This window comes from Amycolatopsis sp. NPDC006125, assembly GCF_040614195.1.
Classification (GTDB): domain Bacteria; phylum Actinomycetota; class Actinomycetes; order Mycobacteriales; family Pseudonocardiaceae; genus Amycolatopsis_E; species Amycolatopsis_E tucumanensis.
Genome location: NZ_JBEXTZ010000093.1, coordinates 1 through 23827, shown reverse-complemented (window position 1 = coordinate 23827; position 23827 = coordinate 1). Strand labels below are relative to the sequence as shown.

The following is a 23827-nucleotide window of genomic DNA, read 5'->3' as shown; positions in this document are numbered from 1 at the left end:
CTGGACAACTGAATACCGACTCGAACCCAGCACTCCACGGGGTGCTCGGCCAAGAAAGCAAGGGCACAGGAACGAGGTGAGCACCAGCATGACCGAACCGTGGTATGCCACGAGGGAGGACGTGAAGTCCGCCCTGGACAGCAAGGAGACCGCGCGGAACGACGCGCAGGTCGACCGCGCCGTCGCCTCGGCGTCCCGCGGCATTGATGCCCTGTGCCACCGCCGGTTCTACCCCTGGACCGGCAGCAGGTCGTTCCCCTGGCCCGACCCGCAGATGGGCACCTCGTACCGGCTCTGGCTCGACGACAACGAACTGATCGCCGTCACCGCGCTGCAGAGCGGGGGAGTGGCGATCGCCGCGGACCAGTACTTCCTGGAGCCCGCGAACTCGGGCCCACCCTTCACGCGGATCGAGCTGGACCTCGCCGGGTCCGCGTCGTTCGGCGGCGGTGCGACCGCCCAGCGCGACATCGAGATCAGCGGCTTGTTCGGCTACCGGGCCGACGAGAGCCCGGCTGGGGCGCTCGCCGGCGCGCTGGATGGCACCGCGGGCACGGTCGCCGTGACCAACTCGGCCGCTGTCGGTGTCGGCTCGCTGCTGCGAGTCGGCAGCGAGCGGCTGATCGTCACCGGGAAGACCATGACGCCGACCGGCCAGACGCTCCAGGCCGACGTCGACGCCCGTGCCTCGACGGCCGCAATCCCGGTCGCCAACGGCGCCGCGTTCGCCGAGGGCGAGACGGTCCTCGTCGACGCCGAGCGGATGCGGATCCTCGACGTCGCCGGCAACACGCTGATCGTGAAGCGAGCCTGGGACGGCTCCGCACTGGCCGCGCATACCACCGGCGCCGTGATCTACGCGCCGCGCACCCTGACCCTGGAGCGCGCCGCCGTCGGAACGACCGCGGCCAGCCACGCCAACGGGGCCGCGCTGTTCCGGCACGACCCACCCGCCCTCGTTCGCGAGCTGTGCATCGCCGAGGCGCTCGTGGCCGTGCTGCGGGAGGGCGCCGGGTACGCCACCCGCACCGGCTCCGGCGACAACGCGCGCGAGACCTACGGCGGCGGCCTCCCCGATCTGCGCGAGCAGGTCTATACGGCGCACGGCCGCAAGGTCCGGAAGCGGGTGATCTGAGATGGCGGAGGTGCACGTGTCCGGGCCGCTGTTCGACGGCCGGGCGGACTTGGCGCTGCAGGACGGGCTCGACGCGATCGAGGAGCGGGTTGCCGGGCAGGCATCGGCCGAGGTGCACCTGAACCTCGACACCTCGATCCGGAACCCCACGCCGTACTACGAGACCCAGGTGCAGGTCGTCGCGGACGAGGGTGCCCGTGTAGTCAACGACCGCGGCGTGATCTACGGGCCCTGGCTGGAGGGCGTGGGCGAGCGCAACAAGACCACCCGGTTCAAGGGCTACTTCTCGTTCCGCCGCGCCGCGCACACCACCCGGGAGAAGGCGCCGCAGCTCGCCCGCGAGGTGCTCGCTCGGTTCGTGGGGAGGATGAACTGATGCCGGCGCTCGCCGAGTCGGACTTCGTCGCGCTGATCGAGGCGCTCGCCGACCACGCCCTGCAGACTGGGTGGTTCGACCGGGTCAACCTGCACGAGCCGAAGAACGCGCCCGGCTTCGGGCTCACCTCGGCGATCTGGGTGGACCGGATCGAGCCGATCCGCGGCGGGTCCGGGCTCAACTCGACGTCGGCCCGGTTCGTGGTGAACGTGCGGATCTACCAGAACGCGCTGTCGGACCCGCCGGACGCGATCGACCCGCACCTGACCGCCGCGGTGAACGAGCTGATGCTCGCCTACTCCGGGGACTTCACTCTCGGCGGGATCGTGCGCGACGTGGACCTGCTCGGCGCGCATGGCATCCCGCTCTCGGGCATCGCGGGCTACCTCACCCAGGACAAGACGATCTACCGAGTCATGACGATCACGGTCCCGCTGATCGTCAACGACGTTTGGGAGCAGAACGCATGACCGAGAACCCCTGGGCCGGCCACCACCCGAGCGTGGCGCACTTCCAGCCACTCTTCGACTACCGGCACCTCCCTGCTCACCTGCAGGCCATCTCCGGCCCGTGCGCACAGCTGGCCGAGACCATGCTCGCGCAGCTGCCCGACGGGCCCGAGCTGTCAGCCGGGCTCCGCAAACTGCTGGAAGCGAAGGACTGCTTCGTCCGGCAGCTCGTCATCGCTCCTCCGAAGGAGGCATGATGGCGAAGCAGTCCGGGCTGGGGGACAACCTCTACGTCTCCGGCTACGACGTGTCCGGCGACGTCGGGCAGGTCGGCAACATCGCCGGCCCGCTCGCGACCCTCGACGTGACCGGCATTGACAAGGAGGCCAACGAGCGCATCGGCGGGCTGCGGGACGGGGCGATCGAGTTCACCGCGTTCTGGAACCCGGAGCGCGCCACCGACAACCCCGGCGTCACCCGCGACCGCGCGCACGCCGTGCTGTCCACGCTTCCGACCGCGGACCGGCACGTCATGTACTGCCGCGGCACCCAGCTCGGCAACCAGGCCGCGTGCCTGGTGTCGAAGCAGATCAACTACGACCCGAGCCGGGGCGACGACGGCTCGTTCACCCTCGCCGTTTCCGCGCAGGCCAACGGGTTCGGCCTGGAGTGGTGCACCCAGCTCACCCCCGGCAAGCGCACCGACACCGCGGCCACGAACGGGCCAGCCGTCGACCTCGTCGCGCCCACCACCTTCGGGCTGCAGGCCTACCTGCAGGTGTTCGCCTTCACCGGCACGAGCGCCACGATCAAGCTGCAGGAGTCCAGCGACAACGGCGCAGCCGACGCCTGGACCGACGTCGTTGACGGCTCCTTCGCCGCCGTCGCCGGGGTCACCGAGCAGCGCATCCAGACCGCCCGCGATCAGACCGTCGAGCGGTACCTGCGGGTCGTGACCGAGGGGACCTTCACCCAGCTCGTGTTCGCCGTGGCGGTCGCGAAAAACGAAGTGGAAGTGAGCTTCTGATGATCAACCGGATCCAGCCCGTCGGCACCGTGCGGGACTACCAGACCTACGCCATCGCCTCACCCCGCGACACGCAGATCAAGGCCGCGTGCGAGGAGGTCGGGTGCGCGCACTGGCGGCACGGCTGGCGAACCATCGTCGACGAGGCCACCGACCTCGGAAAGCGGCAGGCCGACTACATCCGCACCCAGTCGCGCCGCACGTTCCGCGAGGAGCGCAACGCCGCCGGGCTGACCGTGTTCACGTTCGAGTCCGGACAGCGCTGCTTCGCCGACCACCGCACGCGCCCGGAGGTCTACCTCGTGCGCGACGGCGACTGGCGAGGAAACCCCACCGGCCACGTCCGGCGCCACACCCGCCCGGCCGACTGGGTCGAGGACTTCGGCGAGCACCAGCAGCGCGTCGTCGAGCTGATCAACAAGGGATAGGAGAGCCGCCATGGCGAAGGAATCGGGTCTCGGCTGGAGCACCCTCAGCGTGGACGACGCCGCCGGCACGCCGCGCGACATCCGCAACGACATCACCAACCTCGAGTTCGCGACCCCGCGCGCAACCCAGGACGTCACGGGCATCGACAAGTCCGCGAACGAGCGGCTGCTGCTGCTCGCGGACTTCAGCGCGACGCTGAACGGGGTGTTCAACGACGCCGCGAACGCCTCGCACTCGGTGTTCAAGACGATCACGTCGACCAGCGTGCCGCGCACGATGTCCATCGGCGTGTCCGGGCAGACCCTCACCAACGAGGTACTGCTCACCGACTACCCGCTCACCCGCTCCGACTCCGGCGAGCTGACCTGGGCAGTGCCCGCGGCGCTGGCCGACGGCACGGTCCCGGTCTGGAGCTGACGAATGGGATTCGAACCACCGCAGACCGTCCTCGTCCTCAACTTCGACGAGGACACCGGCATGGACGGCCTCGTGGTCAAGGCCCGGTGGGGCTCGGTCGCCGAGATCCTCCACTTCGAGCACGAGTGGCCGGACATCTTCCGCGCGCTCAGGGACGGCGAGATCACCGTGCGCGAAGCCGAGCAGCGCATGGCCGCGGTGTTCGACTGGTTCGTCGACCTGATCGTCGAGTGGAACATCGGCCCGGACGACGCGCCGCTCCCGATCACGCGGGAGACCATGCGGAGCTTCGAGCCGGCGTTCTGCACGAAGCTCGTCCGCGGCTGGCACGCCGGGCACTACAAGGTCGACGCCCCTTTAGGGAAGCCCTCCAGCGATGGCGATCCGTCCCTGGAGGCGTCGATTCCGATGGAGAGCCTGTCCGAAAGCCTCGCGAGCTGATCTACGCCGAGCGCGTGCTGGGGCTGTGCGAGCGGTTCAAGTGCCTGCCGCACGAGCTGCTCGCCGCCCCAGCCGACCCGCTATGGCACCTGCTCGCCGTCGAGCACCTGGGAATGAGGGAGGAGGTGGCCTGAGGTGGCCAACGAGGTCGAGATCCGCGTTACCGCGAAGGACGTCGGCGCGGCCAAGACCTTCGAGAAGGTCCGGCGCGACGCCCGCACGGCTGGCACCCGCGCGGGCGACGAGTTCGCGGGCTCATTCTCAGGCACCCTCGACCAGGGCACCGCGAAGATCGGGCAGCGGCTCGGCAAGAAGATCGCCGACGACACCGCGAAGGCCGCCCGCGCACAGAAGCCGATCGAACTGCCGGCCACCGCCGACAACCCGATCGACGCGGCCTGGCGGGCGAAGGTCGAAGCGTCGCTCAAGGCCACCGCGAAGCAGGCGCTGGAAATCCCGGTGTCTCCCGAGAGCGAGACCTTCCGGCGCGAGATGGGCCGGCTGATGGAGCAGGCGACGAGATCGGCGAGGGCCGAGATCCCCGTCGACGTGGCCGAGGCTGCCGAGTTCAAGCGGCAGGTCGAGGCCCTGGCCGCGATCCTCTCGGACGAGGTCACCGTCCGAGTGCCCGTCGAGGTGGACAACCAGTCGCTCGCGAAGGTGGCGGGCGACGTTGAGAAGGCCACCGAGCAGGTCGCCAAACGCGCGAACGCCCAGTTCAAGGCGATGCAGTTCGGGCTGATGTTCGCCGGGCTGCCAGTCGCTGCCGCGGGCGCTGCTGGGCTCGCTGTGGGGGCGCTGGCCGCCGTCCCGCTCGCGTTCACCCAGATCGCCCTCGCAGGCCAGCAGTCCAACCTCCAGGTGACGCAGGCCTGGAGCAAGACGGGGGACCAGCTGGAGGAGCAGCTGAGGGGCTGGTCCGAGCCGTTCGCCGACGACTTCGTCAAGTCCGCGGAGATGGTCCGAGGCCGCGCTGCCCAGCTGTCCCCGCAGATCGCGCAGATCTTCGAGAACAGCGACGACTACCTCCTGCCGTTCACCAACTCCCTGCTGAACGCCACCCAGAACGCCATCCCCGGCTTCGTGGTCGCGAGCCAGCGCGCCGGTGAGCCGATGGCGGCGCTCGGCTACCTCGCGGAGCAGACCGGCTCCGGCCTCACCGCCTTCTTCGTCAACGCCTCCGAGGGCGCCGACGGGGCCGCCGCGGACCTCCGCGTGCTCGGCGACATAGGCCGCGACGCCCTCGGCTTCCTGGGCACCGTCGCCGCGAATCTCGCCGACAACGGCACCCCCGCGCTCTACCAGTTCAGCGACGCCCTCAACGTGGCCGAGGACATGATGGTCGCGGCGACCGCCGCCGGGTCGCCCCTGTACAGCTTCACCAGCGGGTTCATCAGCACCGTGTCCGGCGGCCTCGGCATCCTGCAAGGCTTCGTCGGCCTGATCGGCATGCTGCCCGCCCCGCTCGGCGAAGCGGCCGGCCAGCTCTACGCCGCCTCGAAGATGGCGAACCTGTTCGGCATCAACATCAAGGATGCCTGGAAGGGCGCCGAGGGCGGTGCCGGCCGGTTCCAGACCATCGCGGGCCGGACCGTGCTCGTGCTCGGCCTGATCGGCGCCGCTGCCCAGGTGATGGCGTCCAATGTGGAGCGCGGCCAGACCACCGTGGAGGGGCTGTCCGACTCCCTCGACGACTGGATCGCCAAGGGCAAGGCCTCCGGCGACCTCGCGAAGCTGTTCGGCTCGAACCTCAAAGACCTGTCCGACGCCTTCACCATCCTGAAGAACGACCAGGACGGATGGGTCGAGGGCTTCACCGACTTCACCGGCAACCTCATCGGCGTCGACTCCCGCCTCGACGACGCGAAGAACCGCGTCCAGCAGCTCGACGCTGCGCTGGCGAGCATGGTCCAGAACGGGCAGGCCGAGCAGGCCGGTGCCGCGCTGCAGGCCGCGAGCGAACAGACCGGCCGCTCGATCGAGGAGCTGACCGGGTTCCTGCCCCAGTACAAGGCCGCCCTGGACGCGGGCGCCGCCGCCGCGGCCAACGCCGGCACCGCGGCGGGCCAGCTGTCCTACTCGCAGAAGCTCGCCCGGCAGGCCACCGCGGACCTGTCCACGGCGTTTCAGGGGCTCGGCGACGCGACCGCGGACGTCACCACGAAGGGCAAGCTGCTGCAGCAGGTCCTCGACACCCTGACCGGCCGGACGCCCTCCTTCGAGGAGGCCACGCAGTCCATCAACGACGCCCTCCGCGGCCTCGGGGACAACTTCAAGACCAGCGAGGACCGGGCGAACGGGTTCGGCTCGGCGCTGCTCAACGCGGACGGCACGGTCAACACCGCCACCCGCAACGGCTCCGCGCTGCAGGACACCCTGGAGACCTTGCAGGGCGGGTTCGCCAACGCGAGCGTCGCGATCGACGACCTGGTCAAGGGCGGGATGTCCTACGACGCCGCGGCGAAGCAGGTGAACGACACCCTCGCGGTCCAGCGGCAGCGGTTCATCGACCAGCACGCCGTCATGGGGCTGACCCGGCAGCAGGCCGAGGCGCTCGCGAACCAGTACGGGCTGTTCCCCACGAACGTCGCGACGATGTTCACTCAGCCCGGCATGCCCGGCGCCCAGCAGGCCGCGGACCTGCTGCGCGGGAAGGTGCTCGCGGTCCCGAACCAGTGGACCACCATCACCACGGCGCTCACCGCGGACGCCGTCGCCAAGCTGGAAGCGCTCGGGTTCCAGGTTCGGAACCTGCCCAACGGCGACGTCGAGGTCATCGCGCTCACCGCCTCGGCGGAGGCCAAGATCGGGCAGCTCGTCAAGACGCGCAGCATGAACATCGAGGTCAACTACGTCACTGGCTACGCAGGTGTCTCCACCGGCATGAAGCAGGGGCCACGTGCAATCGGCGGCGTCGACATCCCCGGCGCGGTCCCGATGGCCGAAGGCGGTGTGATCGAGCAGATCCCGCACATCGCGACCGTGGTGCCGCCGAACATGCCCCGCCTGATCGGGGACAACATGCGTGTCCCCGAGGCGTTCATTCCGCTCGACCCCAGCTCGCAGCGGTCGCAGTCGATCCTCGCGTACGCGAACCAGGCCATGGGCAACCCGACCGGGGACGCGCGCGGCATGGCCGACGGCGGCCTGATCGCCGCCGCGCAGGAGGTCTACAACCACTGGCGCAACGGCGGCCAGGTCTTCGAGGACTTCAGCTTCTACGGCAACAGCGCGAACGTCCGCGCCTACAACGACGAGCTGGCCGCGATGTACCACGGCGGCGACCTCGACGCGTTCTTCACCGGCGTCATCGGGTCCGCCGCGCGGGCCGGCGGCGGGGTGACCCCGGTCCGGCGGGCGTCGCCCGGGAACCGGCCCGCGCGCACCAGCTCGACCGGCCCCACGATCGTCACCTTCGACACCAGCGGCGCGCCCCCGCTGATCCAGGCGCTCATCGCCGAGCTGCAGAAGTACGTCCACGTCAACGGCGGCAACGTCCAGACCGCGATCATGGGAGCCCGCTGATGGCCGGGCTCATCGACAAGCGCGTCGAGCTGTACCTCGACGACTGGGTCGACGTCACGAGGGACGTCCGCGGGGACGCCGGGATCGAGATCGTGCGCGGGCGGCAGAACGAGACGACCAAGCAGACCACCGCGTCGCAGTGCCGGTTCCGGCTCAAGAACGGCGAGGACTGCTCGATCGGCGCGCGCGGCTACGAGCCGCGCTACGCGGCCAGCCCGTACTTCGGCAAGCTCGGCCGCGCTACGCCGGTCCGCGTCGGGATCCGCACCGCCTACGACACCTTCACCCGCACCGTGTCCGGTGGGTGGGGCACCGCGGACCGCGGCGGCGGCTGGACGTTCGGCGGGATCGGCTGGGTCGCCTCCGACTTCAGCGTCGCGTCCGGCGTCGGCCGGCACTCCGTGTCCGCCGCGACGAACTACCGCGTCACCTACCTCACCACGTTCAAGCAGCGCGACGCGGACGTGAAGGTCAACTTCACGCTGCCCATCGGCGCGCCCACCGGCGGCGCAGTCGAGCCCGCGAACCTGGTCCTGCGGCTCGTCGACATCTCGAACTACTACACCGTCCGCGTGTCGGTCGCGCCCACCACCGGCGCCATCACCCTCGACCTCTACAAGGTCGTCGCCAACACCTACACCAGCCTCGTCGGCGCCACCCCCACAGGCCTTTTCTACGACACCGCCGGCACTTCCTTCACGGTCCGGGCGATCGCCGAAGGCCAGGAGATCCGGGCCAAGATCTGGCGGGCCGGGCAGCCCGAACCGTACGGCTGGGGCATCCGGGCCCGCGACACCACGTTCCCGGCCGCGGGCAGCGTCGGCGTCCGATCCGCACTCGCAGCCGGCAACACCAACACGCCGCTCGTGTTCAGCTACGACAACTTCGAGGTCATGCACCCGCGGTTCGCCGGGGAGATCGCCGACATCGTCCCGAACCGCGACACCACCGGGAAAGCCCGCTGGGTGGACGTCGAGGCCGCGGGCATCCTCCGCCGCCTGCAGGCGGGGGACTCGCCGCTGCAGTCGCCGCTCCGGCGCGCCTACGTCACCACCACGGACAACCCGCCTGTGGCGTACTGGCCGCTGGAGGACGGGCGGGACAGTGCTCAGTTCGCCTCGCCGATCCGCGGCGTGGCCCCGATGACCATCACCCAGGGCACCGTCAACGCCGGCACCTACTCCGGGTTCGCCGGGTCCGCGCCGATCGCGCAGCTGGCCGACGGCACCCTGTGGGGACAGGTGCCCAACCACGCGGACGGCTACGGCCAAGTCCGGATGCTGATCCACGTCCCGGACAACGGGCTCACCGACCTCGAAGCGATCGCCACCATCCACACCACGGGCAGCATCTACCGGTGGCGCATCGTCTACGGCGCCAGCTTCGGCGGCACTCTGCGGATGACTGCCTTCGACCGCACCGTCACCCTCGTCCACACCGGCGACTGGCTGACCCAGGACTTCAACGGCAAGAACTGGCTGCTGTCGATCGAGCTGCGCCAGGTCGGCGCGAACATCGAGTACGGCATCTGGCGTGTCGAGGCCGGGGTCAACCAGGGCAACGGCGGGACCGGCGTCATCTCGAACCAGACGCTCGGCCACGTGTCCGACGTGTTCATCGGCCCTGACAAGGACATCAGCGGCATGGCCGTGGGGCACGTCGCGGTGCAGCCCATCGAGGACAGCGTCTTCACCTTCGGACCGATGATCGACGGCATGCGCGGCGAGTACGCGCCCGACCGGATCAGCCGCCTCGGCACCGAGAACGCGTTCGACGTCGCCGTCCAGCGCGGCACCGAAGCCACCGAGCCGTGGACACGCCTCGGCCCCCAGCCCATCGCGAGCCTCACCGACGTCCTCGACGAATCCGCTCGGGCGGACCTCGGGCTGCTCTTCGACAACCGCGCCACCACCGACCTCACCTACCGCACCTACCCGTCGCTCCTGTCGCAGCAGCCGGTGCTCGTGCTCGACGCCAGCAACGGCGAGCTCGCGCAGCCGCCGCAGCCGGTCGACGACGACCAGAACCTCACCAACGACGTCACCGCCCAGCGGAACAACGGCGGCTTCTACCGCGCCACCGAGACCGAAGGGCGCCTCAGCACCACCCCGCCCGAGGACGGAGGCGTCGGCACCTACTCCTCGTCGACCAGCTACAACGTCCGCTACGACAGCTACCTCCCCGACCTGGCCGGGTGGGCGCTGCACCTCGGCACGGTCGACGCCGCCCGCTACCCGCGCATCCCCGTCGCCCTGCACAACGAGCGCGTCAACCGCGACAACCCAGATCTGCGGCGCCAAGCGCTCGATCTGCAGATCGGCGACCTCATCGCCATCGACCACCTGGACCCCGATCGCGTGCTGGTCATGACGCTCGGCTCGACGGAGCTGATCGGGAACATGACCCACGACCTGGTCTTCACCTGCCAACCCGGCGAGCCCTGGAACGTCGGCACCGCGGACGGCGCGGACAGCCGCGCCGACTCCGACACGTCCGAGCTGGTGTCCGCCCTCACCGCGACCGCGACCGCGTTCTTTGTCGCGACCGCCCCCGGCAGCCCGCGGTGGATCGACTCCGCGACCTACGGCTCCGAGTTCCCGTTCGACATCCGCGTCGGCGGCGAGGTCATGCGCGTCACCGCCATCACCGGCACCACGAGCCCGCAGACCTTCACCGTCCAGCGCTCGATCAACGGCGTCGTCAAGGCGCACACCGCGCTCACGCCCGTCACGCTCGCCAACCCGGTCTACGCGGGCGCCGGAACCGAAGCATAGGAGGGGACACCGTGATTCTCGCGGGCATGAAGACCACCGCGCAGCGGCTCAACGAGGCACTCGACGTGCCGGCCTGCACCGTGGTCATGACCGGCACTCAGGCGATCACGACGAGCGTCGACACGGACGTCTCGTGGTCCGGCGTGGACGGGATCAACTGGACAGACGCCAACGGCAACCCGATGTGGTCCGCGGTCAACCCGACCCGCATCACGATCCGCAAGGACGGGATCTACCGGATCGGGTTCGAGCTGCACTACGCCGTGACCGACGTCGACGGGAAGCGAGTCGCCTCGCTCACCCGGAATAACACCGGCGTGCCAACGAACACCGCGACGAAGGCGTTCGACTCCTCGCGTTTCAACACGCTGAACGACCCCTCGCCGCTGGGCAGCCACCGCGAAACCCCCCTGAACGTTGGGGACATCCTGCGGCTCTCGACCTGGCAGAACTCCGGGTCCACCCAGAACGTCATCGGCAACACGATCGAGGGCATGAGCTTCATGTACGCCGTCTGGGACCGCCCCCTCATCTCCTAACGCACCGAAAGGGACAGACCGTGCCAACCATCAAGATCACCGACGCCCCGCCCGTCACTGAAGTGCGCCAGTGGGCAGGCGACGTCGCCGAGATCGAGGAGTTCGTCGGCGCCCCAGTCCGGCTCAACGACGACGGCAGCATCACCGTCCGGCCCGAGCAGACCGGGTACATGACCGTCGCCCCGGGCGATTGGATCAGCCGCGATGGCTACTCGGTGTTCTCCGACGCCCGCATCACCGCCGGCCGCTACCAGATCGTCGAGGGCGACGGGCCCTACTCCTACGCCATCAGCAGCACGACGCCAACACCGAGCTGAGCCAGGGAAATTCGCACGTCATGTCTGGAATGGATGGAGGTGGCCTTGAGTGACTTCGCGTCGTTGCTCACCAGCATCGCGGCGGTCATCTCCGCGGTCAGCGGTCTCGTCATCGGGGTCCTCGCCCTCACACGGGGGTCGGCCAAGGAGCGCGAGCAAGCAGCGCAGTACGCCATCGACCGGGTCCTCGGGAACGACGACGAGGACGAAGACGACGAGCGCCGCGAGGCGATCGACCAGCTCCTCGAGGAGCTGCGGAAGCGGGGTGACGAGTCGTGACACCTGACCGCGTGAAGGACACGATCGTCGTCCCTGCTGCATCTCGGGCACGGGACAGCCGGATGCACCGCCTGCTCTGGCTCGCGTTCGCGCTTCTCGCCGCGGCCGCGATCGCGATGTTCGTGCGCAGTGAGCTCCTGCGCGGGGAGGTCGAGCACCTGTCCGCGCGGTCGGACCAGAACTCAGCCGCCGCCCAGCAGCTCGCCGACCAAGTCCGCGCGCTCGGCGCCGTGCCAGTGGCGCAGCCCGCCAGCGGCCCCGCGGGGGCGACCGGCGCGCGCGGCCCTGCCGGACCGGCAGGGCCGCCCGGACAGAAGGGCGACAAGGGCGATCCGGGATCTGCAGGGGCCGCTGGCGCAGATGGCAAGGACGGGGCCGACGGAACGGATGGCAAGGACGGGGCTGACGGCGAGGACGGCGCCGAGGGGCCTGCCGGGCCCGCCGGACCACCGGGCGAGCAGGGACCCGCTGGCCCACCAGGCGCACAAGGGCCGCCCGGACCGACCTGCCCGGAGGGCTACACCGCTCAGTCGCGTGAGCAGGGAGACGAGACCTGGTGGGTGTGCGTCGCTGACGACGCCGAGCCGCCAACGGAAGAACCGTAGAGGAAGGAGCGGGCGATGCCCGAGCAGCAGGAGGAGCCCACGGCCGTGACCGCGGGCGAGGAGACCCACGAGGACCCCTGGGCCTACGCCGGCGAGGACGCCGACGCGCCCGCCGACACCGGCCGTCCCGCGGACGAGCCCGCAGGCGGTGACGCCTGATGGTGAACTGGCGCCTGGCCTACGCCCTGGTGGACCTCCGCACCGAGGTCAACACCAGGTGGCCGAACCGCGACAAGACCAGCGACGGCACGATCGGCGACGCCGCGCACGCCTCCCGATCGTCCGACCACAACCCGTGGGTCATCGACCGCGAGGACGGCCTGGGCGTGGTGCGCGCCCTGGACATCGACGTCGACGGCATCGACGCCGGGTGGCTCGCGGAGTACCTGCGGCAGCGCGGCCTGACCGGTCACGACGGCCGCACCGGCGACCACCGGCTGATCGGCGGCGGCTACGTGATCTTCAACCGCAGGATCACGAAGCCCGACTTCTCGGGTTGGAAGGTCTACACCGGTTCGAACCCGCACACCAGCCACGTGCACGTGAGCCTGACCCAGAGCGGCGCCTACGACGACCGGGCCGGGTGGGGCATCGCGGGCGGCGGCCCGGCCGCCCCGGTGCCGCCGCCGTCGACGGGCGGCAGTTCGAGCAAGCCGACCATCCGGCGCGGCTCGACCGGCGCCGCGGTGACCCAGCTGCAGCAGACGCTCAACCGCGGCTACCCGGCCTACTCGAAGCTGACCGTCGACGGGGTGTTCGGCGCCAAGACCGAGGCGGTCGTCAAGGAGTTCCAGCGGCGGTCCGGTCTGGCCGTCGACGGGATCGTCGGGCCCAAGACGTGGGCCCGGCTCGGCTACTGAGAGGACACCTCATGAGCGACAAGCTCACTTCCATCGTCCGGACCATCGTGCCGGGCGCGTGGGCCACGCTGGTGGCCTGGCTGGTCGGGCTCGGGCTGCCGGACGTCGTGACGGGCTGGCTGTCCGGGCTCGGCGGCCGGGTGACCGAGCTGGTGGCCCTGGTCGTGGTGTACGTGTTCGTCCGCTGGGTCGAACCGCGGGTGCCCACGTGGCTGGCCGCGCTGCTGCTCGGCTCGTCGAAGGCGCCGACGTACAACCAGCTGACCGTGAGCGCGGCCGACGTGGCGTCCGTGCTGGACACCCTCGCGGCGTACGGCAAGAGCGCCGAGCAGCAGGCCGCGCTGCTGCGCCGAGGTACCTGATCGCCCGGCGCCGCCCGCCCGGGGCGCCCCGGTGCGGGAAGCACGTACGTGCTCCGGTCGACGGAAGTGCGGAGAACACGGATGGCGTGGTCTCCTCCTGACCGTTAACGTCGGCATCGCCCGCCCTCCCCCTGGCGAGCAGGGCCCCCGCGTCCACCCCTGCAAGGGGCGACGCGGGGGCCCTTTTCGCATGCGCAGAGGGCCAGGAGCCACCTCACGCGACCGAGGCGAGGTGGCTCCTGGCCGAGGTGCGCGATCACCGGCAGGGACCTGGGAATCGCCGGTGAACGGCCTTGAGATCTTCGCCCATCGGGAAGATCAACTCAACGCCCTGGCCGGTGGTCAGGGCCACCACTGAGCAGGGACTTTAGACCCTAACGGTCCTCCTCCTCGCGTGTCAGCGTGACGGGGGCGGGGCCAGTCGCCGGGGGAGTCGCAAGGCAACGGCAGGACCGGCCCCGCCGTCCACAACGGAAGTGCCCGCACTCCAGTCGACTAGCCTCGCGGCGGTCGGATCCGCAGCAGCGCGAGGCGATGCCGGAAGCGCCCCCACTCCTGCGCCGAATCTGCCTCCACCTCGACCACGATGCCGGGGGCGACGGGCTGATAGTCGAAGTCCTCCGAACCCGGCAGCCCGGCCACGAGCCCCGCGGCCCGGCGCCGCAGCCCTTCCGGGCGCAGCCGCCCAGCCAGCGCGGAGCGGACGCGGCGCGGCAGCGTGCTGGAGAGCCCGATCATGTGCACGCGGCGATCGTCGCCGAGCCGGCCGAGCACCAGTGCCGTGGGTGCTTCGATCGTGCCGGTCACGCCGAGCACCACCGCGTCGACCACCGTGCGGTAGCGGACCTTCACCCACCCGCACGGCCCGCCCCGCAGCGGGTACCGGCTGGCGAGCGGCTTGGCCACCGTGCCCTCGATGCCGACCGCAGCGCAGTCAGCCGAGATCCACCCGGCGCCCTTGCCCGGGTCCGTGGTCGCGTCCATCAGCTGCACGTGTGCACTCCCCGCGACGACGTCGGCCAGGCGCTGGCGGCGCTCGGTGTAGGGCAAGTGCCGCAAATCCCGACCGCGGTAGGCGAGCAGGTCGAACGCCACAAACACGACGGCGACGCCTTCGACCGCGCGTCGGCGAGCGCCCCACATCAGGGCGGGAAAGTCGAGACGCTCGCCGCGGTAGGCGACTAGCTCGCCGTCGAGCACGAGCGACGCGCCGAGACTGTGGGCCGCGTCGAGGATCTCGGGAAACCGCCACGTGATGTCCGCGGCGTGGCGGGTGTGCAGCACGCCCGCAGGCGCGTGCACGACCGTGCGCCAGCCGTCCAGCTTCGGCTCGTAGGCGTGGTCCTCGGCCGGAAGCGTCGCGGCCGGTTGCGCGACCGCTACCAGGATTGGGGCCGGCGGCGTGGGCACAGGCCAATCCTCGCCGCGCGCTGCCCGCTGCGCTGTTCGAGTGAACCGGACGGGCGATGCCCCACGTCAAGTGGCACAACGCGAGCTTGTGTTCTTCGAACACCTGTTCTACTGTTGGCTCGCGCCGGTCCGGAGGGGGAAGCTCCGGACCGGCTTTCCCATCGATGGAGGCCACGATGACGTACACCCGCCCGAATCCCCCGAGAAGCGTCCTCCAATGGCTAGACGACGCACAGGCAGCCTTGGCGCGGCTCCGCGAAGACGCGGCCCTCAAGGTCTCCGCTGGCGCCCCGCTCGACGCACCGGACATCACCGAGGGGGTGCGGCTGAGCAAGCAGCTGGTCGCCCTCGACGAGCAGCGCGGAGGCTAGTCCTCGCCGAGCGGCCGGTAGTCCAGCACGAACCCGTGCCACGTCATGTGGCCGGCCACCCCGGCGACCCGGTTACGGACGTGGACGGGGATGTTCGGCGACTCCGGCCGCCACCGGAAATTGCAGTTCCGGCAGGTTGCGCGCCAGTCGTAGCGGCGGCGCCCAACGAAGGTGACGTGAAGCGCTTGGGCGGGGTGGTCACACGGCATGCCGGCTCACCGTTTCGCTGCCCGGTGCGCCCGGACGCAGGCGCGACAATCGCCCCAGTAGAACCAGCGGTCCCGCCACTGGCCCTTCGGGTAGCGGATCCCGCACCAGGTGACCGCGCTGCCGTCCTTGTTCTGCGCTCGCATCCAATGAGCAGGCATCGCCGTCGCCCTACCGCTTGCCCGCGTAGCGCCGGTTGAGCTCTCGGACGCACCTGCCGCAGTCGATCCGCGAGTTCCGCGCGATCTTCGCCGTCGCGCTCATCCGCTTCCCGCACAGCGCCAGCCGGTCGACGCACGCGTGCACCGTGCCGAACAGCCACTCCCGCATCCCCAACTCCATGGCCAGCTCCTCACGCCGGGTAGATCGGCCGGTTGTCACGCATCCACTGCGCGTCCTCGATCTCCGTCTTCGTCGGCGGCCGAGGTCCGTTCCTCTCCTCGGCGATCCCCCTCGCGAGGGCCTCCATCACCTGCTTCACCTTGGCCTCGTCCACCGGCGCTGGCTTCTTGCTCATCCCATCGCTCCCTTCCGCCCCCGAAACCCGCCCTGACTTGCGGCTTAGGGCTCTAGCGGCTCAGTACCCGCGCTCCTTCAGGAGCTTCTGGACCCGCTTCTCATAGACCTTCGGCTGGCCGATGTCGCGGCCGAGCTGCCGAAGCCGCGCCACCTCCTGTGCGTCGTACTGGTCGCGGTGATGACGCGCCTCAATCGCGGGCCGCTCGTCCTCCGGGATCTCCGTCATCTCGCCTCCTCTCACAGGTCGAGCCGTCGGGCGAGTACCTCGACGACGTCACTTTCTGTACTTGCAACACGGGTGGATCACTGGGTGACGGCCAGGGTGATCACGATGAAGCGAGGTGAATCCTCACCATGCCGGCCACCTGGGCTGGTCACCCGTCCTGAACAGGGGAAATGTGAGGAAGGTGATCGAGGTGAGCGGGGTGGAAGCCCTATCCCGCACCTGATCAAGCTGCCCGTTTCCGTCATTGCAGGTCGTCCTCCTGACCGCGCGCGGCGACCGCTTGACGGACACGCTCCGTGCGCACCATCGGGTAGCCGCCCTGGCTGCCGCGTTTCACGCCGAGCTGCTCGAGTTGCTCGACCAGCGCCTCGCCAGTCAGGTCCTCGTACGCCGGGTAGCCGGGCGCCAGCTCGCGCAGCCGGCGCGGCACGTCCGCCGCGCGCACCGCGGACTCGGTGCCGAGCACGGCAAGCACGTCCTCGAGCAGATCCCGCGCGGCCGGCCGAGCCGCCGCGGCCGCGCGCAAGGCCTTCGCGCGGTCGGCGATGTCGTAGGCCTGCTCCGTCGAGATGTAGTGCGTCCGGACCGTGGTGTGCGTCGCGCCGTTCGGCAGGTCCATCGACTCGCCCGGGGCCAGGACGACGGTGCCGCGGTCGAGCCCGGCACGCAGGGCGTGCGGCGCGGCGCCGGTGTCGACGGCTGCCTCGCCGAGGGCCATCTTGGCGATGGACTCGGTGCCGACGTACAGGCTGGCGCGGATCATCGCGCCCTCGCGCACGAGAACGGGCAGGTTGCGGTTCGTCGGGTTCTGCGCGAACTCGAGGAAGTGGATGTTGACCGCGCGGGCCTGGTCGTGCAGAGCCTGCGCGGCGCGCGCGGCGCGGGACTTCTTCCCGTCGCCGCCGATCTCCCCGCCGTCGGGGTGGACGGTGGCGCAGGTGAACAGCTTCTGGATCTCGTCGACGATGATGAACAGCGGCTCGAACCCGGAACCGGGCTGCGAGGAGGCGCGGTCGATGTCGCCCTTGCGACCCATCGCGCGCCACCGGTCGTAGCGGCGCTGCATCTCCGCGACCGCCCATTCGAGCATGTCGCAGGTCGCGATGAAGTTCTCGTCGCCCGCGCCCTCGATCAGCTCCTCGGCGAGCCCGTCGAACATCGACCAGTCGCCGAACCCCTTGAGATCGGCGATCCGAATCCTGGTGCTCGGGTCCAGGCCGAGCCACAGCACCAGCGCGCGGGCCGCGGCGGTCTTGCCCTGCTTCGACAGGCCGGCCAGCAGAAAGTGCTGCTGCAGCAGGTTCAGCTCGACCGGGTCGCCCTTGAGACCGACGCCCCAGGGCATCCGGTCGCGGTAGATGTCGACCGGCCCGAAGTCCGGATCGAGCAGCGGGGACGGCGGCACGTTCTGGTCGAGGGCACCGCTGTTCGCGACCCACAGCGTGAACACGCGCTCGGAGTCCGGGCTGCCCTCGATGTGGACCTCGTGCGCCTTGCGGTCCAGGTTCCCGGCCAGCGTCTCGCGCACCGCGAGGATCTTCTGTGTGGTCACCTGCGGCGGCAGGGTGATCTCGACCTGCGCGCCGGGCCCGCGCCGGTGGATCATCCCGATCATCCGCGCCCCGTGATCCGGGTCGGCCTCGATCGCCTTCCGCAGCGGCGTGATCCCGAGATCCCGCAGCGCGGCGGCCACGATCGTCGGGGTGATGTTGACGACCTCGCCGCGCGGCTCGGCCGGGTCCGTCCAGGCCGGCAGGGTCCAGGTCGAGTACATCCGGCCCTGGTTCCACAGGTACAGCAGGCCACCCGCGGTGAGGAGTCCGGCGATGAGGCCAAAGTAGGCAACGACCAGCCAGTACGTCCAGGTGATCGCGTCAACCACCCGCCCGAGCGGCGCGACGATCAGCCCGGCGTCGCCAGCGTGCACGGCGAGGACGACCCCGAGCACGAGCAGCAGCCCCGCCACCGTGCCGAACGCGATCGCGGCGGACTTCGCCAGCTCCTTCGGCGCGCCGAGCAGGTCCATGCGCCGGTCGTGGCGGCGCTGCTTCGCCTGCTCGGCCTTCGCCTCCCACAGCTCGAGCCGGTCGAGGTCGCCGGCCGCCTCCAGCCGGGCCAGGATCCGCTCGTACCGACTGTTGCTACGGGCCTCCCACGCGCGCTTCGCCACCACGCTCGCGCCGGCCACGACGTAGGTGCCGTGCCGGAGAAGGACGCGCCCGGCCGCTCTGGTGCGTTCGTGGGTGGCGACCGTGCGCGCGACGCGGGCGACGGTGACGACGTCCTGCCGATAGCCCTGCAGCCGCTCGAGCGCCTTGGCGCGCTGGAGCCTGGCGTACTCCTCCGCGGATAGGAGTTCGCCCTCCAGCACGTCGGTGTCCGCTGGCTCCAGCTCGTCTCCAGCGCGCCGCAGCGGCAGGTGCCGGACCTCCGCGAGCGGCGCCTCGCCGGGCTCCTCGCGGTCGCTGGTCATGCCGGGCCGACCTCGCTGGAGCCCGCGCTGGACCCTGCTGGTGTGCGCCCGGTGTCGGCTGGAGCCAGCATCGCGAAGCCGCACACCACCATGAGCCCGTCGACCCCGAGCGGGCCCACGAGCGCGCCGAGGGGGGCGTAGTTCCACGACAGCAGCACGTCGTGGATGTGGCCGTAGGAGATGACCGCCCCGACCACCGCCACCAGGCCGACGCCGCAGTAACGCGCCAGCGCCCATCCGAGGCCCTCTGGCCAGCGGGTGCGGGACAGCACCTCGACGGCGATGATCAGCAGGACCGGCCACACCGCGGCACCGAGCTGCGTGTCGAGGCGAGGGGACCAGTCGGGCCCGGCGCCCTCGGGCGGGATCCGGGCGGCCAGAACGTTCGCGGCGATCGACACCACCGAGCCGACGATGAACCCGCACCACGCGACTGCCTTACCGCCCCGCGGCCGGGCGCTGGAGACCGGCTGGTGTGCTCGTTCTCCAGCTGGATCCAGCTCGCCAGCAGGCTCAACTCCTCGACCCGAGGTTCCGTCGGCGACGGCTGGCCGGCCCGCTGTGTCCTCGCTGTCGGGCCCCCGGCCTGGCGGCACGTCAGGATCGGATGGCGGCTCGCTGGATCCAGCCGGGGCGTCGTCTCCAGCCCGCCGCGCCAGCTCCTCCAGGGCGCGCCGGACCCAGTACTCGTTCAGCCCGGTCCGTTCGATCAGCGTCGGCCGCCCGGGCGCCTTCCTGCCCTCCTTGGTGGCCTGCTGGATCTCCACCTGGACCAGCTGGACAGCGTCCTCCAGCTCCACCACCGGGGCGCTCACCGCGCATCACCACCGGCCGGGCGCAGCTCGTGCACGGCCCACAACACAGCCGCGAGCACGGCCGCCACGGCGAACCACGGTGACACGAACACGGCGAGCACCGTCGGCACGGCCACGCCGCTCAGCTCGAGCAGGTGGTACCCGACCCACGCCACCACCCTCGTCGTGCGGGTGGGGCCGGGGGCCGCCGCGGGGCGGGTGACGAGCTGCCCGCGCGGCTGCACGGCGTGGCCCGGCGCGCTCGGGGTCGGGACGGGGTCAGGCGTAGACATTGCAGGATTCCTTGGCGGGTGTGGTCGGATCGGCGAAGAACTGGTTCACCGGCCTCGCAGGAACGGTGTTGGCGAGCCGGGCGACCGAGCGGTCCACCCGCCGCGCCGCGACCTCGATGACGCGCGCGACGAGAACGAACGGGAGCCGCAGCAGGTGCAGTAACAGGAACAGGTTGAGCGCCGCGACTACCTTGATCAGCGCCCAGGTGCCCTTGGTCTGGAGCACGTCGAACAGAGACATCGCGACCTCCTGGTCGGACGGCGTGGGTTGGCGAGCTGGGTCGTCAACCCGCGCCAGGGGTCACCGCTTTCCGCGGCGATCGGTTCCTTCGAGCTTGCGGATGTCCTTGCTGGACTGGGGCGCGGTCTCGCGCCAGGCGCGCTTGGTCTCGCGCGCGTACTCCTTGGCGGACTCGATGGCGTTTTTCACGGTCTCCTTCACGGCGTGTTCTCCTTCGTTTCGTGGTGCGGACGTCGGCAGACGTGCGAGCGACCGTCCGCCGTTCGCCGCGATCACTTCGGCCGGTACTTGTCGGATGCGGGGCAGGTCGGGTTCTGACAGCTGCCGCCGGAGACCGGCTGCTTACAGCTCACGCAGGGCATTCGTGCCTCCTGGGTTTCGGTGGGGACGGGCCCGGCCGGCGCGTGGGGAGGTTCCTTGGGGGAGGGCGCGCCGGCCGGGGGCTTGGGGGCCCGCGCTCAACCCCAAGGGGGCGGTGGGGGAGCGCGGGCCGGTCACCGACGCTGTAACGCCGGGACCTGGTCGGTGAGGTGCCCGTCGATGACGGGCGCGTCGAGCCTGTCGGCGCGGGTGCGGAGGGCGGCGGCGAGCTGCTCGTTCGCGGTCGCCACGGCGCGCAGCATCTCGGGGCCGGGGACCGCCTCGAAGCTGCCGACCTGGCCGTAGACGCTGACCAGCGTGGCGAGCCGTTTCCCGAGGGCGTGCATGGCGTGCACCAGCTCCTCGTCGGTGGGGTCGTGGCTCACGAGCCTGCTCCTTTCTCCACGTAGACGACGATGGGCGCACAGCGCGGGCACCATGGGCCGCTGTTGTAGGCGTTGGCGACCTGCTCGCGCAGGTGCTTCTCCGGGTTCGGCTTGTCCAGCTCGCATACCGGCGAGACGAAGGTCAGCCGCGGGTCGCCGAGCTGGCGGGCGAGGTAGCGGTGGCGGAGCCCGTCGGTGTATTCGCGGGCCAGCAGCTCGTTGCGGTCGTTCATCACTCGGCTCCCTGATGGGCGGCTTCGCAGCCCTGGCAGACGCTGATCGGGGGCTTGCGCCGTTCGCGGGCGACGATGTAGCTGGCGCCGCACAGCAGCTGCACGACTGTTCCCGCGCGGGGCTTGCGGTGCAGGCGCGTGCGGTGCTTGTAGCCGCCGACTACTGGCCGGTACGAGGGCAGCGGGAACCACAGGCGCGCGCTCATGGCCGCTTCCGATCGAGGGCGTACTTCACGGCCATCGCCTCGCGCACGTTGTCGATGTGCTCATCGGCGCTCTGCAGACCGGGGAGGAACACACGGGGGCCGCCGCCGACCTGGAAGAACACGCGGATGTCGACGACGCCAGCGATGACACGGGTCGTGGCGCCGGCCTTGGTCCGCGCCGCGGTCGGGAACGGAAGCTCCCCGCGGGTGGTGTTCGCGCCGCGCTGGCGGCGCATGGCTTCGGTCGCTGCCTCGCGCACGTTGTTGATGTGCTCGCCGCCGGATTGCAGGCCCGGCAGGATCACCTCGTCGGCGCCGTCGATCTGGAACGCGAGCTGCGCGCCGCCCTGCGTGTCGATGACCCCGGCGGCGACCTGGGTGGCTTCCCCGGATTCCGTCACGGCTGCGGTGAGGAGCTTCGTGACCCATCCTTGGCCGTCCACCGCGCGCCTCCAGTAGTAAAGTGCTGGCCGGAGCAGATGTTTCCAACCGTCTCCGTTGTTTCCGGTTCAATGGAAACACGTGGAAACAGATCGCGCAACCTCGGCTTCAGGGGTCGTGCATTCCGCCGTTGACGTGCCATATGCTGATTGCCGTGGCTGGAAACAAGACGGCGAAGCGGCACGCGCTCAGCACCGCGCTGAAGAATCTGCGTGAGGAGCAGGGGCTGACGCTGCGCGCCCTCGCGGAGAAGGCCGGCTATGAGCACGCCGGCACGATCCAGCGCTGGGAGACGGGGCAACGGACTCCGCAGCTTGAGGACGTCGAGCGCCTTCTGGACGCGATGGAGGTGCAGGGCGAGCGGCGCGAGGAGGTCATCGCCTACGCGAACGGCACGGACGAGCCGCGGTGGCTGGCGATCACGCTCCCTGAGCAGCGCGCGATGCTGTCGGCCCTGATCGACTTCCAGTCCACGGCGAAGGAGATCGTCGCTGTCTCACCGTTGCTGATCCCTGGTCTGCTGCAGTCCTCCGAGTACATCCGGGCCTTGATGGTCGAAGGTGGCGTCCCAGCCGACGAGCTGGGAACCCGAGTCGCTGTGCGTGTCGGCCGGCGCGACGTGATCACCCGCCGCAACCCCGCGAACCTGACCGCGATCATCGGCGAGGCTGCCCTGCGGCAAGTCATCGGCAGTCGCGAGATCATGGTCGGCCAGCTGCGCTACCTCAACGAGCTGGGTGCGCTGCCGAACGTCGAGATCCGGGTGCTGCCGTTCACCTCCGGCTGGCATCCGGCCCTTGAAGGTCCGTTCACGCTGATCGAGGGCGAGCAGCCCGTCGTGAACCTGGAGAACCGCCGGTCGGGGCTGTTCCTGCACGAAGAGGCCGACCTTGAGCTGTACCGGGACGCTGTGCGCTTCATGCTCGGCGGCGAGAGCGAGCGCAAGCGCGGCGAGCCGGGACAGGGGAGGAAGGTGGCGATGAGCCCGGCCGCATCCGCCGAGCTCATCGCCGAAATCGCCAACGAGATGGAGACGACGGCATGAGTCTAGACCTGACCCCCGACATCCCAGGGGGATTCCGAAAGTCGAGTTTCAGCACGAACAACGACAACTGCGTCTACGTCAAGGATCTACCCGGCGGCGGCCGGGTTGTCCTCGACAGCAAGACCGGCATCACTCAGACGTACACCCAGGGCGAGTGGCAGGCGTTCATCGCTGGCGTGAAGGCCGGCGAGTTCGACTGAACCCGCGCCGCGAGAAGGCCCCGGCGTCGCAGTAGGGCGCCGGGGCCTTCTGTCGCTTGATGCTGGTGGCCGCGCCTAGGATTTCCGCTCGCGCAGCACGGCCTTCACGACGAGCCACGCCACGCCGACAGCGACACCGATCCACAGCACCGTGTTGTTGGTCCGCGTCGGGCTGTTCGGGTCGGCCTGCGTGGTCTGGATGACCACCGAGAAGACCCCAACCGCGATGAGCACGAGCGCCGCGTACCCGAGCACTCGCGTGTACTTGTTCGATATCCCCGGCTTGTTCGCCATTACCGGAACCCGTCCTTCCTGATCAGCTCAGGTGTCGTGTGCGGCGCCCCTGGCGTTTCCCGCCGTCGCATCCTGTGGTCGAACCGTTACAGCCGGGTTGAGCCGCGGGAAGAGTGACGGCGCCGCGGTCACAACGACCGCCACGGCGACGTCGAGCGCCGCGCAGACCACAGCACGAGGTCTGCATATGACTGCGCGACCGGCTGGTTCAGGCGGGCTGCCGCTCATCGCGGCTCGCATTCGACGACCGCGGTCCGCTGGTGGCCGGGGATCTCGCAGCGCGGGGCGGCTGGCTCCGAGGCGAGGCCGGACAGGACGGTGATCAGGATGACGGCGGCGATCGCGACGGCCGCGACGATGGCCGCCCTCACCGCCGTTCTCCCGTGCCCGCCGACGGGTGGAGAGGACGCGGTGCGAAACTTTCCAGTTCACACGCCACGTCGTCAATGGGAAACGGTAACGCCGTTATCCGCGAGTTTGCTGCAAATCTGCTGCACGGGGGTCGAAAGATCGCCCGCGGCGAGATCTGAACCTGCTGGTCAGGGGCTTGTTGTGGGCCCGGAGAGACTCGAACTCTCACTGGCATGGACCTA

General features: G+C 70.2%; 36 protein-coding genes. 20 read left to right on the top strand and 16 right to left on the bottom strand.

What is annotated here, in order from left to right; genetic code table 11:
- Positions 1–88: 88 nt before the first annotated feature.
- From ABZ193_RS34275 to ABZ193_RS34195, 17 genes are all read left to right on the top strand, one after another.
- The gene (locus ABZ193_RS34275; RefSeq protein ID WP_354712798.1) at positions 89–1135 is read left to right on the top strand and encodes a hypothetical protein; all 1047 of its coding nucleotides are present in this window, start codon (positions 89–91) and stop codon (positions 1133–1135) included.
- Between the two features lies 1 nt (position 1136).
- Positions 1137–1511 carry a hypothetical protein gene (locus tag ABZ193_RS34270; protein WP_027933735.1) on the top strand — a complete coding sequence of 125 codons (375 nt, stop codon included), beginning with the start codon at positions 1137–1139 and terminating at the stop codon, positions 1509–1511.
- On the top strand, positions 1511–1981 hold the full coding sequence (locus tag ABZ193_RS34265) for a hypothetical protein (protein WP_354712797.1): 471 nt from the start codon (positions 1511–1513) through the stop codon (positions 1979–1981). The genes ABZ193_RS34270 and ABZ193_RS34265 overlap by 1 nt, the downstream gene beginning before the upstream one ends.
- Positions 1978–2217, top strand: a complete 240-nt coding sequence (locus ABZ193_RS34260; protein WP_354712796.1) for a hypothetical protein — start codon at positions 1978–1980, stop codon at positions 2215–2217. The genes ABZ193_RS34265 and ABZ193_RS34260 overlap by 4 nt, the downstream gene beginning before the upstream one ends.
- The gene (locus ABZ193_RS34255; RefSeq protein ID WP_354712795.1) at positions 2214–2987 is read left to right on the top strand and encodes a hypothetical protein; all 774 of its coding nucleotides are present in this window, start codon (positions 2214–2216) and stop codon (positions 2985–2987) included. Before ABZ193_RS34260 ends, ABZ193_RS34255 begins: the two co-directional genes overlap by 4 nt.
- Positions 2987–3415, top strand: coding sequence for a hypothetical protein (locus tag ABZ193_RS34250; protein ID WP_354712794.1), 429 nt, complete (start codon positions 2987–2989; stop codon positions 3413–3415). The genes ABZ193_RS34255 and ABZ193_RS34250 overlap by 1 nt, the downstream gene beginning before the upstream one ends.
- 10 nt (positions 3416–3425) lie before the next feature.
- On the top strand, positions 3426–3833 hold the full coding sequence (locus ABZ193_RS34245) for a hypothetical protein (protein WP_209440806.1): 408 nt from the start codon (positions 3426–3428) through the stop codon (positions 3831–3833).
- A 3-nt stretch (positions 3834–3836) separates the two neighbouring features.
- Positions 3837–4274, top strand: a complete 438-nt coding sequence (locus ABZ193_RS34240) for a hypothetical protein (protein ID WP_354712793.1) — start codon at positions 3837–3839, stop codon at positions 4272–4274.
- A 135-nt stretch (positions 4275–4409) separates the two neighbouring features.
- Entirely contained in the window at positions 4410–7799 is a 3390-nt protein-coding gene (locus ABZ193_RS34235; RefSeq protein WP_354712792.1) for a hypothetical protein, read from the top strand.
- Positions 7799–10573, top strand: coding sequence for a hypothetical protein (locus ABZ193_RS34230; RefSeq protein ID WP_354712791.1), 2775 nt, complete (start codon positions 7799–7801; stop codon positions 10571–10573). The genes ABZ193_RS34235 and ABZ193_RS34230 overlap by 1 nt, the downstream gene beginning before the upstream one ends.
- 26 nt (positions 10574–10599) lie before the next feature.
- Complete coding sequence (locus ABZ193_RS34225) at positions 10600–11112, top strand: hypothetical protein (RefSeq protein ID WP_354712790.1); 513 nt, start codon at positions 10600–10602, stop codon at positions 11110–11112.
- A gap of 20 nt (positions 11113–11132) precedes the next feature.
- Positions 11133–11429: a hypothetical protein gene (locus ABZ193_RS34220; RefSeq protein ID WP_027933745.1), complete on the top strand. Its 297-nt coding sequence runs from the start codon at positions 11133–11135 to the stop codon at positions 11427–11429.
- 45 nt (positions 11430–11474) lie between these two features.
- Positions 11475–11708: a hypothetical protein gene (locus ABZ193_RS34215; RefSeq protein ID WP_157360693.1), complete on the top strand. Its 234-nt coding sequence runs from the start codon at positions 11475–11477 to the stop codon at positions 11706–11708.
- Positions 11709–11719: 11 nt separating this feature from the next.
- Complete coding sequence (locus ABZ193_RS34210; RefSeq protein WP_354712789.1) at positions 11720–12313, top strand: hypothetical protein; 594 nt, start codon at positions 11720–11722, stop codon at positions 12311–12313.
- Between the two features lie 15 nt (positions 12314–12328).
- The gene (locus ABZ193_RS34205; protein WP_157360694.1) at positions 12329–12472 is read left to right on the top strand and encodes a hypothetical protein; all 144 of its coding nucleotides are present in this window, start codon (positions 12329–12331) and stop codon (positions 12470–12472) included.
- Positions 12472–13173 (top strand): peptidoglycan-binding domain-containing protein, encoded by a 702-nt coding sequence (locus tag ABZ193_RS34200; protein ID WP_354712788.1) that lies wholly within the window; start codon positions 12472–12474, stop codon positions 13171–13173. The genes ABZ193_RS34205 and ABZ193_RS34200 overlap by 1 nt, the downstream gene beginning before the upstream one ends.
- Before the next feature lie 11 nt (positions 13174–13184).
- On the top strand, positions 13185–13535 hold the full coding sequence (locus tag ABZ193_RS34195) for a hypothetical protein (protein ID WP_354712787.1): 351 nt from the start codon (positions 13185–13187) through the stop codon (positions 13533–13535).
- Positions 13536–14030: 495 nt separating this feature from the next.
- Here the strand turns inward: ABZ193_RS34195 and ABZ193_RS34190 are convergent, their stop codons facing one another.
- Entirely contained in the window at positions 14031–14945 is a 915-nt protein-coding gene (locus ABZ193_RS34190; RefSeq protein WP_354712786.1) for a hypothetical protein, read from the bottom strand.
- A 176-nt stretch (positions 14946–15121) separates the two neighbouring features.
- Between ABZ193_RS34190 and ABZ193_RS34185 the strand changes: the two genes are divergently transcribed.
- On the top strand, positions 15122–15316 hold the full coding sequence (locus tag ABZ193_RS34185; protein WP_354712785.1) for a hypothetical protein: 195 nt from the start codon (positions 15122–15124) through the stop codon (positions 15314–15316).
- On the opposite strand, the gene ABZ193_RS34180 is transcribed toward ABZ193_RS34185, so the two are convergent.
- The 13 genes from ABZ193_RS34180 to ABZ193_RS34120 form a co-directional block, all read right to left on the bottom strand.
- Complete coding sequence (locus ABZ193_RS34180) at positions 15313–15525, bottom strand: hypothetical protein (protein ID WP_354712784.1); 213 nt, start codon at positions 15523–15525, stop codon at positions 15313–15315. The genes ABZ193_RS34185 and ABZ193_RS34180 overlap by 4 nt on opposite strands.
- 169 nt (positions 15526–15694) lie before the next feature.
- A complete protein-coding gene (locus ABZ193_RS34175; protein ID WP_354712783.1) occupies positions 15695–15865 on the bottom strand; it encodes a hypothetical protein in 171 nt (56 codons plus the stop codon).
- A gap of 10 nt (positions 15866–15875) precedes the next feature.
- Positions 15876–16040 (bottom strand): hypothetical protein, encoded by a 165-nt coding sequence (locus ABZ193_RS34170; protein WP_354712782.1) that lies wholly within the window; start codon positions 16038–16040, stop codon positions 15876–15878.
- A gap of 60 nt (positions 16041–16100) precedes the next feature.
- On the bottom strand, positions 16101–16268 hold the full coding sequence (locus tag ABZ193_RS34165; RefSeq protein WP_157360697.1) for a hypothetical protein: 168 nt from the start codon (positions 16266–16268) through the stop codon (positions 16101–16103).
- Between the two features lie 241 nt (positions 16269–16509).
- Entirely contained in the window at positions 16510–18741 is a 2232-nt protein-coding gene (locus tag ABZ193_RS34160; RefSeq protein WP_354712781.1) for an ATP-binding protein, read from the bottom strand.
- Positions 18738–19556 (bottom strand): DUF2637 domain-containing protein, encoded by an 819-nt coding sequence (locus ABZ193_RS34155; RefSeq protein WP_354712780.1) that lies wholly within the window; start codon positions 19554–19556, stop codon positions 18738–18740. The genes ABZ193_RS34160 and ABZ193_RS34155 overlap by 4 nt, the downstream gene beginning before the upstream one ends.
- On the bottom strand, positions 19553–19828 hold the full coding sequence (locus tag ABZ193_RS34150) for a hypothetical protein (protein ID WP_354712779.1): 276 nt from the start codon (positions 19826–19828) through the stop codon (positions 19553–19555). The genes ABZ193_RS34155 and ABZ193_RS34150 overlap by 4 nt, the downstream gene beginning before the upstream one ends.
- On the bottom strand, positions 19815–20069 hold the full coding sequence (locus tag ABZ193_RS34145) for a hypothetical protein (RefSeq protein ID WP_027933749.1): 255 nt from the start codon (positions 20067–20069) through the stop codon (positions 19815–19817). The genes ABZ193_RS34150 and ABZ193_RS34145 overlap by 14 nt, the downstream gene beginning before the upstream one ends.
- Positions 20070–20129: 60 nt before the next feature.
- The gene (locus ABZ193_RS34140; RefSeq protein WP_157360699.1) at positions 20130–20270 is read right to left on the bottom strand and encodes a hypothetical protein; all 141 of its coding nucleotides are present in this window, start codon (positions 20268–20270) and stop codon (positions 20130–20132) included.
- A gap of 293 nt (positions 20271–20563) precedes the next feature.
- Entirely contained in the window at positions 20564–20815 is a 252-nt protein-coding gene (locus ABZ193_RS34135; protein WP_354712778.1) for a hypothetical protein, read from the bottom strand.
- Positions 20812–21048 carry a hypothetical protein gene (locus ABZ193_RS34130; RefSeq protein WP_354712777.1) on the bottom strand — a complete coding sequence of 79 codons (237 nt, stop codon included), beginning with the start codon at positions 21046–21048 and terminating at the stop codon, positions 20812–20814. Before ABZ193_RS34130 ends, ABZ193_RS34135 begins: the two co-directional genes overlap by 4 nt.
- A complete protein-coding gene (locus tag ABZ193_RS34125; RefSeq protein ID WP_027933752.1) occupies positions 21048–21254 on the bottom strand; it encodes a DUF3039 domain-containing protein in 207 nt (68 codons plus the stop codon). The genes ABZ193_RS34130 and ABZ193_RS34125 overlap by 1 nt, the downstream gene beginning before the upstream one ends.
- On the bottom strand, positions 21251–21697 hold the full coding sequence (locus ABZ193_RS34120) for a hypothetical protein (protein WP_027933753.1): 447 nt from the start codon (positions 21695–21697) through the stop codon (positions 21251–21253). Before ABZ193_RS34120 ends, ABZ193_RS34125 begins: the two co-directional genes overlap by 4 nt.
- A gap of 152 nt (positions 21698–21849) precedes the next feature.
- Between ABZ193_RS34120 and ABZ193_RS34115 the strand changes: the two genes are divergently transcribed.
- Both ABZ193_RS34115 and ABZ193_RS34110 read left to right on the top strand, forming a co-directional pair.
- Complete coding sequence (locus tag ABZ193_RS34115) at positions 21850–22740, top strand: helix-turn-helix transcriptional regulator (RefSeq protein WP_354712776.1); 891 nt, start codon at positions 21850–21852, stop codon at positions 22738–22740.
- Entirely contained in the window at positions 22737–22940 is a 204-nt protein-coding gene (locus ABZ193_RS34110) for a DUF397 domain-containing protein (RefSeq protein WP_354712775.1), read from the top strand. Before ABZ193_RS34115 ends, ABZ193_RS34110 begins: the two co-directional genes overlap by 4 nt.
- Positions 22941–23015: 75 nt before the next feature.
- Here ABZ193_RS34110 and ABZ193_RS34105 read toward each other — a convergent pair whose 3' ends face one another.
- The gene (locus ABZ193_RS34105; RefSeq protein ID WP_354712774.1) at positions 23016–23234 is read right to left on the bottom strand and encodes a hypothetical protein; all 219 of its coding nucleotides are present in this window, start codon (positions 23232–23234) and stop codon (positions 23016–23018) included.
- A 224-nt stretch (positions 23235–23458) separates the two neighbouring features.
- Positions 23459–23605 carry a hypothetical protein gene (locus tag ABZ193_RS34100; protein WP_354712773.1) on the bottom strand — a complete coding sequence of 49 codons (147 nt, stop codon included), beginning with the start codon at positions 23603–23605 and terminating at the stop codon, positions 23459–23461.
- Between the last annotated feature and the right edge of the window lie 222 nt (positions 23606–23827).

Excerpts from the sequence above, each read along its gene's own strand:
- ABZ193_RS34275 (WP_354712798.1), top strand. The coding sequence starts at position 89 with ATGACCGAACCGTGGTATGCCACGAGGGAGGACGTGAAGTCCGCCCTG.
- ABZ193_RS34270 (WP_027933735.1), top strand. The coding sequence starts at position 1,137 with ATGGCGGAGGTGCACGTGTCCGGGCCGCTGTTCGACGGCCGGGCGGAC.
- ABZ193_RS34265 (WP_354712797.1), top strand. The coding sequence starts at position 1,511 with ATGCCGGCGCTCGCCGAGTCGGACTTCGTCGCGCTGATCGAGGCGCTC.
- ABZ193_RS34260 (WP_354712796.1), top strand. The coding sequence starts at position 1,978 with ATGACCGAGAACCCCTGGGCCGGCCACCACCCGAGCGTGGCGCACTTC.
- ABZ193_RS34255 (WP_354712795.1), top strand. The coding sequence starts at position 2,214 with ATGATGGCGAAGCAGTCCGGGCTGGGGGACAACCTCTACGTCTCCGGC.
- ABZ193_RS34250 (WP_354712794.1), top strand. The coding sequence starts at position 2,987 with ATGATCAACCGGATCCAGCCCGTCGGCACCGTGCGGGACTACCAGACC.
- ABZ193_RS34245 (WP_209440806.1), top strand. The coding sequence starts at position 3,426 with ATGGCGAAGGAATCGGGTCTCGGCTGGAGCACCCTCAGCGTGGACGAC.
- ABZ193_RS34240 (WP_354712793.1), top strand. The coding sequence starts at position 3,837 with ATGGGATTCGAACCACCGCAGACCGTCCTCGTCCTCAACTTCGACGAG.
- ABZ193_RS34230 (WP_354712791.1), top strand. The coding sequence starts at position 7,799 with ATGGCCGGGCTCATCGACAAGCGCGTCGAGCTGTACCTCGACGACTGG.
- ABZ193_RS34225 (WP_354712790.1), top strand. The coding sequence starts at position 10,600 with ATGAAGACCACCGCGCAGCGGCTCAACGAGGCACTCGACGTGCCGGCC.
- ABZ193_RS34205 (WP_157360694.1), top strand. The coding sequence starts at position 12,329 with ATGCCCGAGCAGCAGGAGGAGCCCACGGCCGTGACCGCGGGCGAGGAG.
- ABZ193_RS34200 (WP_354712788.1), top strand. The coding sequence starts at position 12,472 with ATGGTGAACTGGCGCCTGGCCTACGCCCTGGTGGACCTCCGCACCGAG.
- ABZ193_RS34195 (WP_354712787.1), top strand. The coding sequence starts at position 13,185 with ATGAGCGACAAGCTCACTTCCATCGTCCGGACCATCGTGCCGGGCGCG.
- ABZ193_RS34185 (WP_354712785.1), top strand. The coding sequence starts at position 15,122 with ATGACGTACACCCGCCCGAATCCCCCGAGAAGCGTCCTCCAATGGCTA.
- ABZ193_RS34180 (WP_354712784.1), bottom strand. The coding sequence starts at position 15,525 with ATGCCGTGTGACCACCCCGCCCAAGCGCTTCACGTCACCTTCGTTGGG.
- ABZ193_RS34175 (WP_354712783.1), bottom strand. The coding sequence starts at position 15,865 with ATGGAGTTGGGGATGCGGGAGTGGCTGTTCGGCACGGTGCACGCGTGC.
- ABZ193_RS34170 (WP_354712782.1), bottom strand. The coding sequence starts at position 16,040 with ATGAGCAAGAAGCCAGCGCCGGTGGACGAGGCCAAGGTGAAGCAGGTG.
- ABZ193_RS34165 (WP_157360697.1), bottom strand. The coding sequence starts at position 16,268 with ATGACGGAGATCCCGGAGGACGAGCGGCCCGCGATTGAGGCGCGTCAT.
- ABZ193_RS34160 (WP_354712781.1), bottom strand. The coding sequence starts at position 18,741 with ATGACCAGCGACCGCGAGGAGCCCGGCGAGGCGCCGCTCGCGGAGGTC.
- ABZ193_RS34150 (WP_354712779.1), bottom strand. The coding sequence starts at position 19,828 with ATGTCTACGCCTGACCCCGTCCCGACCCCGAGCGCGCCGGGCCACGCC.
- ABZ193_RS34145 (WP_027933749.1), bottom strand. The coding sequence starts at position 20,069 with ATGTCTCTGTTCGACGTGCTCCAGACCAAGGGCACCTGGGCGCTGATC.
- ABZ193_RS34130 (WP_354712777.1), bottom strand. The coding sequence starts at position 21,048 with ATGAACGACCGCAACGAGCTGCTGGCCCGCGAATACACCGACGGGCTC.
- ABZ193_RS34125 (WP_027933752.1), bottom strand. The coding sequence starts at position 21,254 with ATGAGCGCGCGCCTGTGGTTCCCGCTGCCCTCGTACCGGCCAGTAGTC.
- ABZ193_RS34110 (WP_354712775.1), top strand. The coding sequence starts at position 22,737 with ATGAGTCTAGACCTGACCCCCGACATCCCAGGGGGATTCCGAAAGTCG.
- ABZ193_RS34105 (WP_354712774.1), bottom strand. The coding sequence starts at position 23,234 with ATGGCGAACAAGCCGGGGATATCGAACAAGTACACGCGAGTGCTCGGG.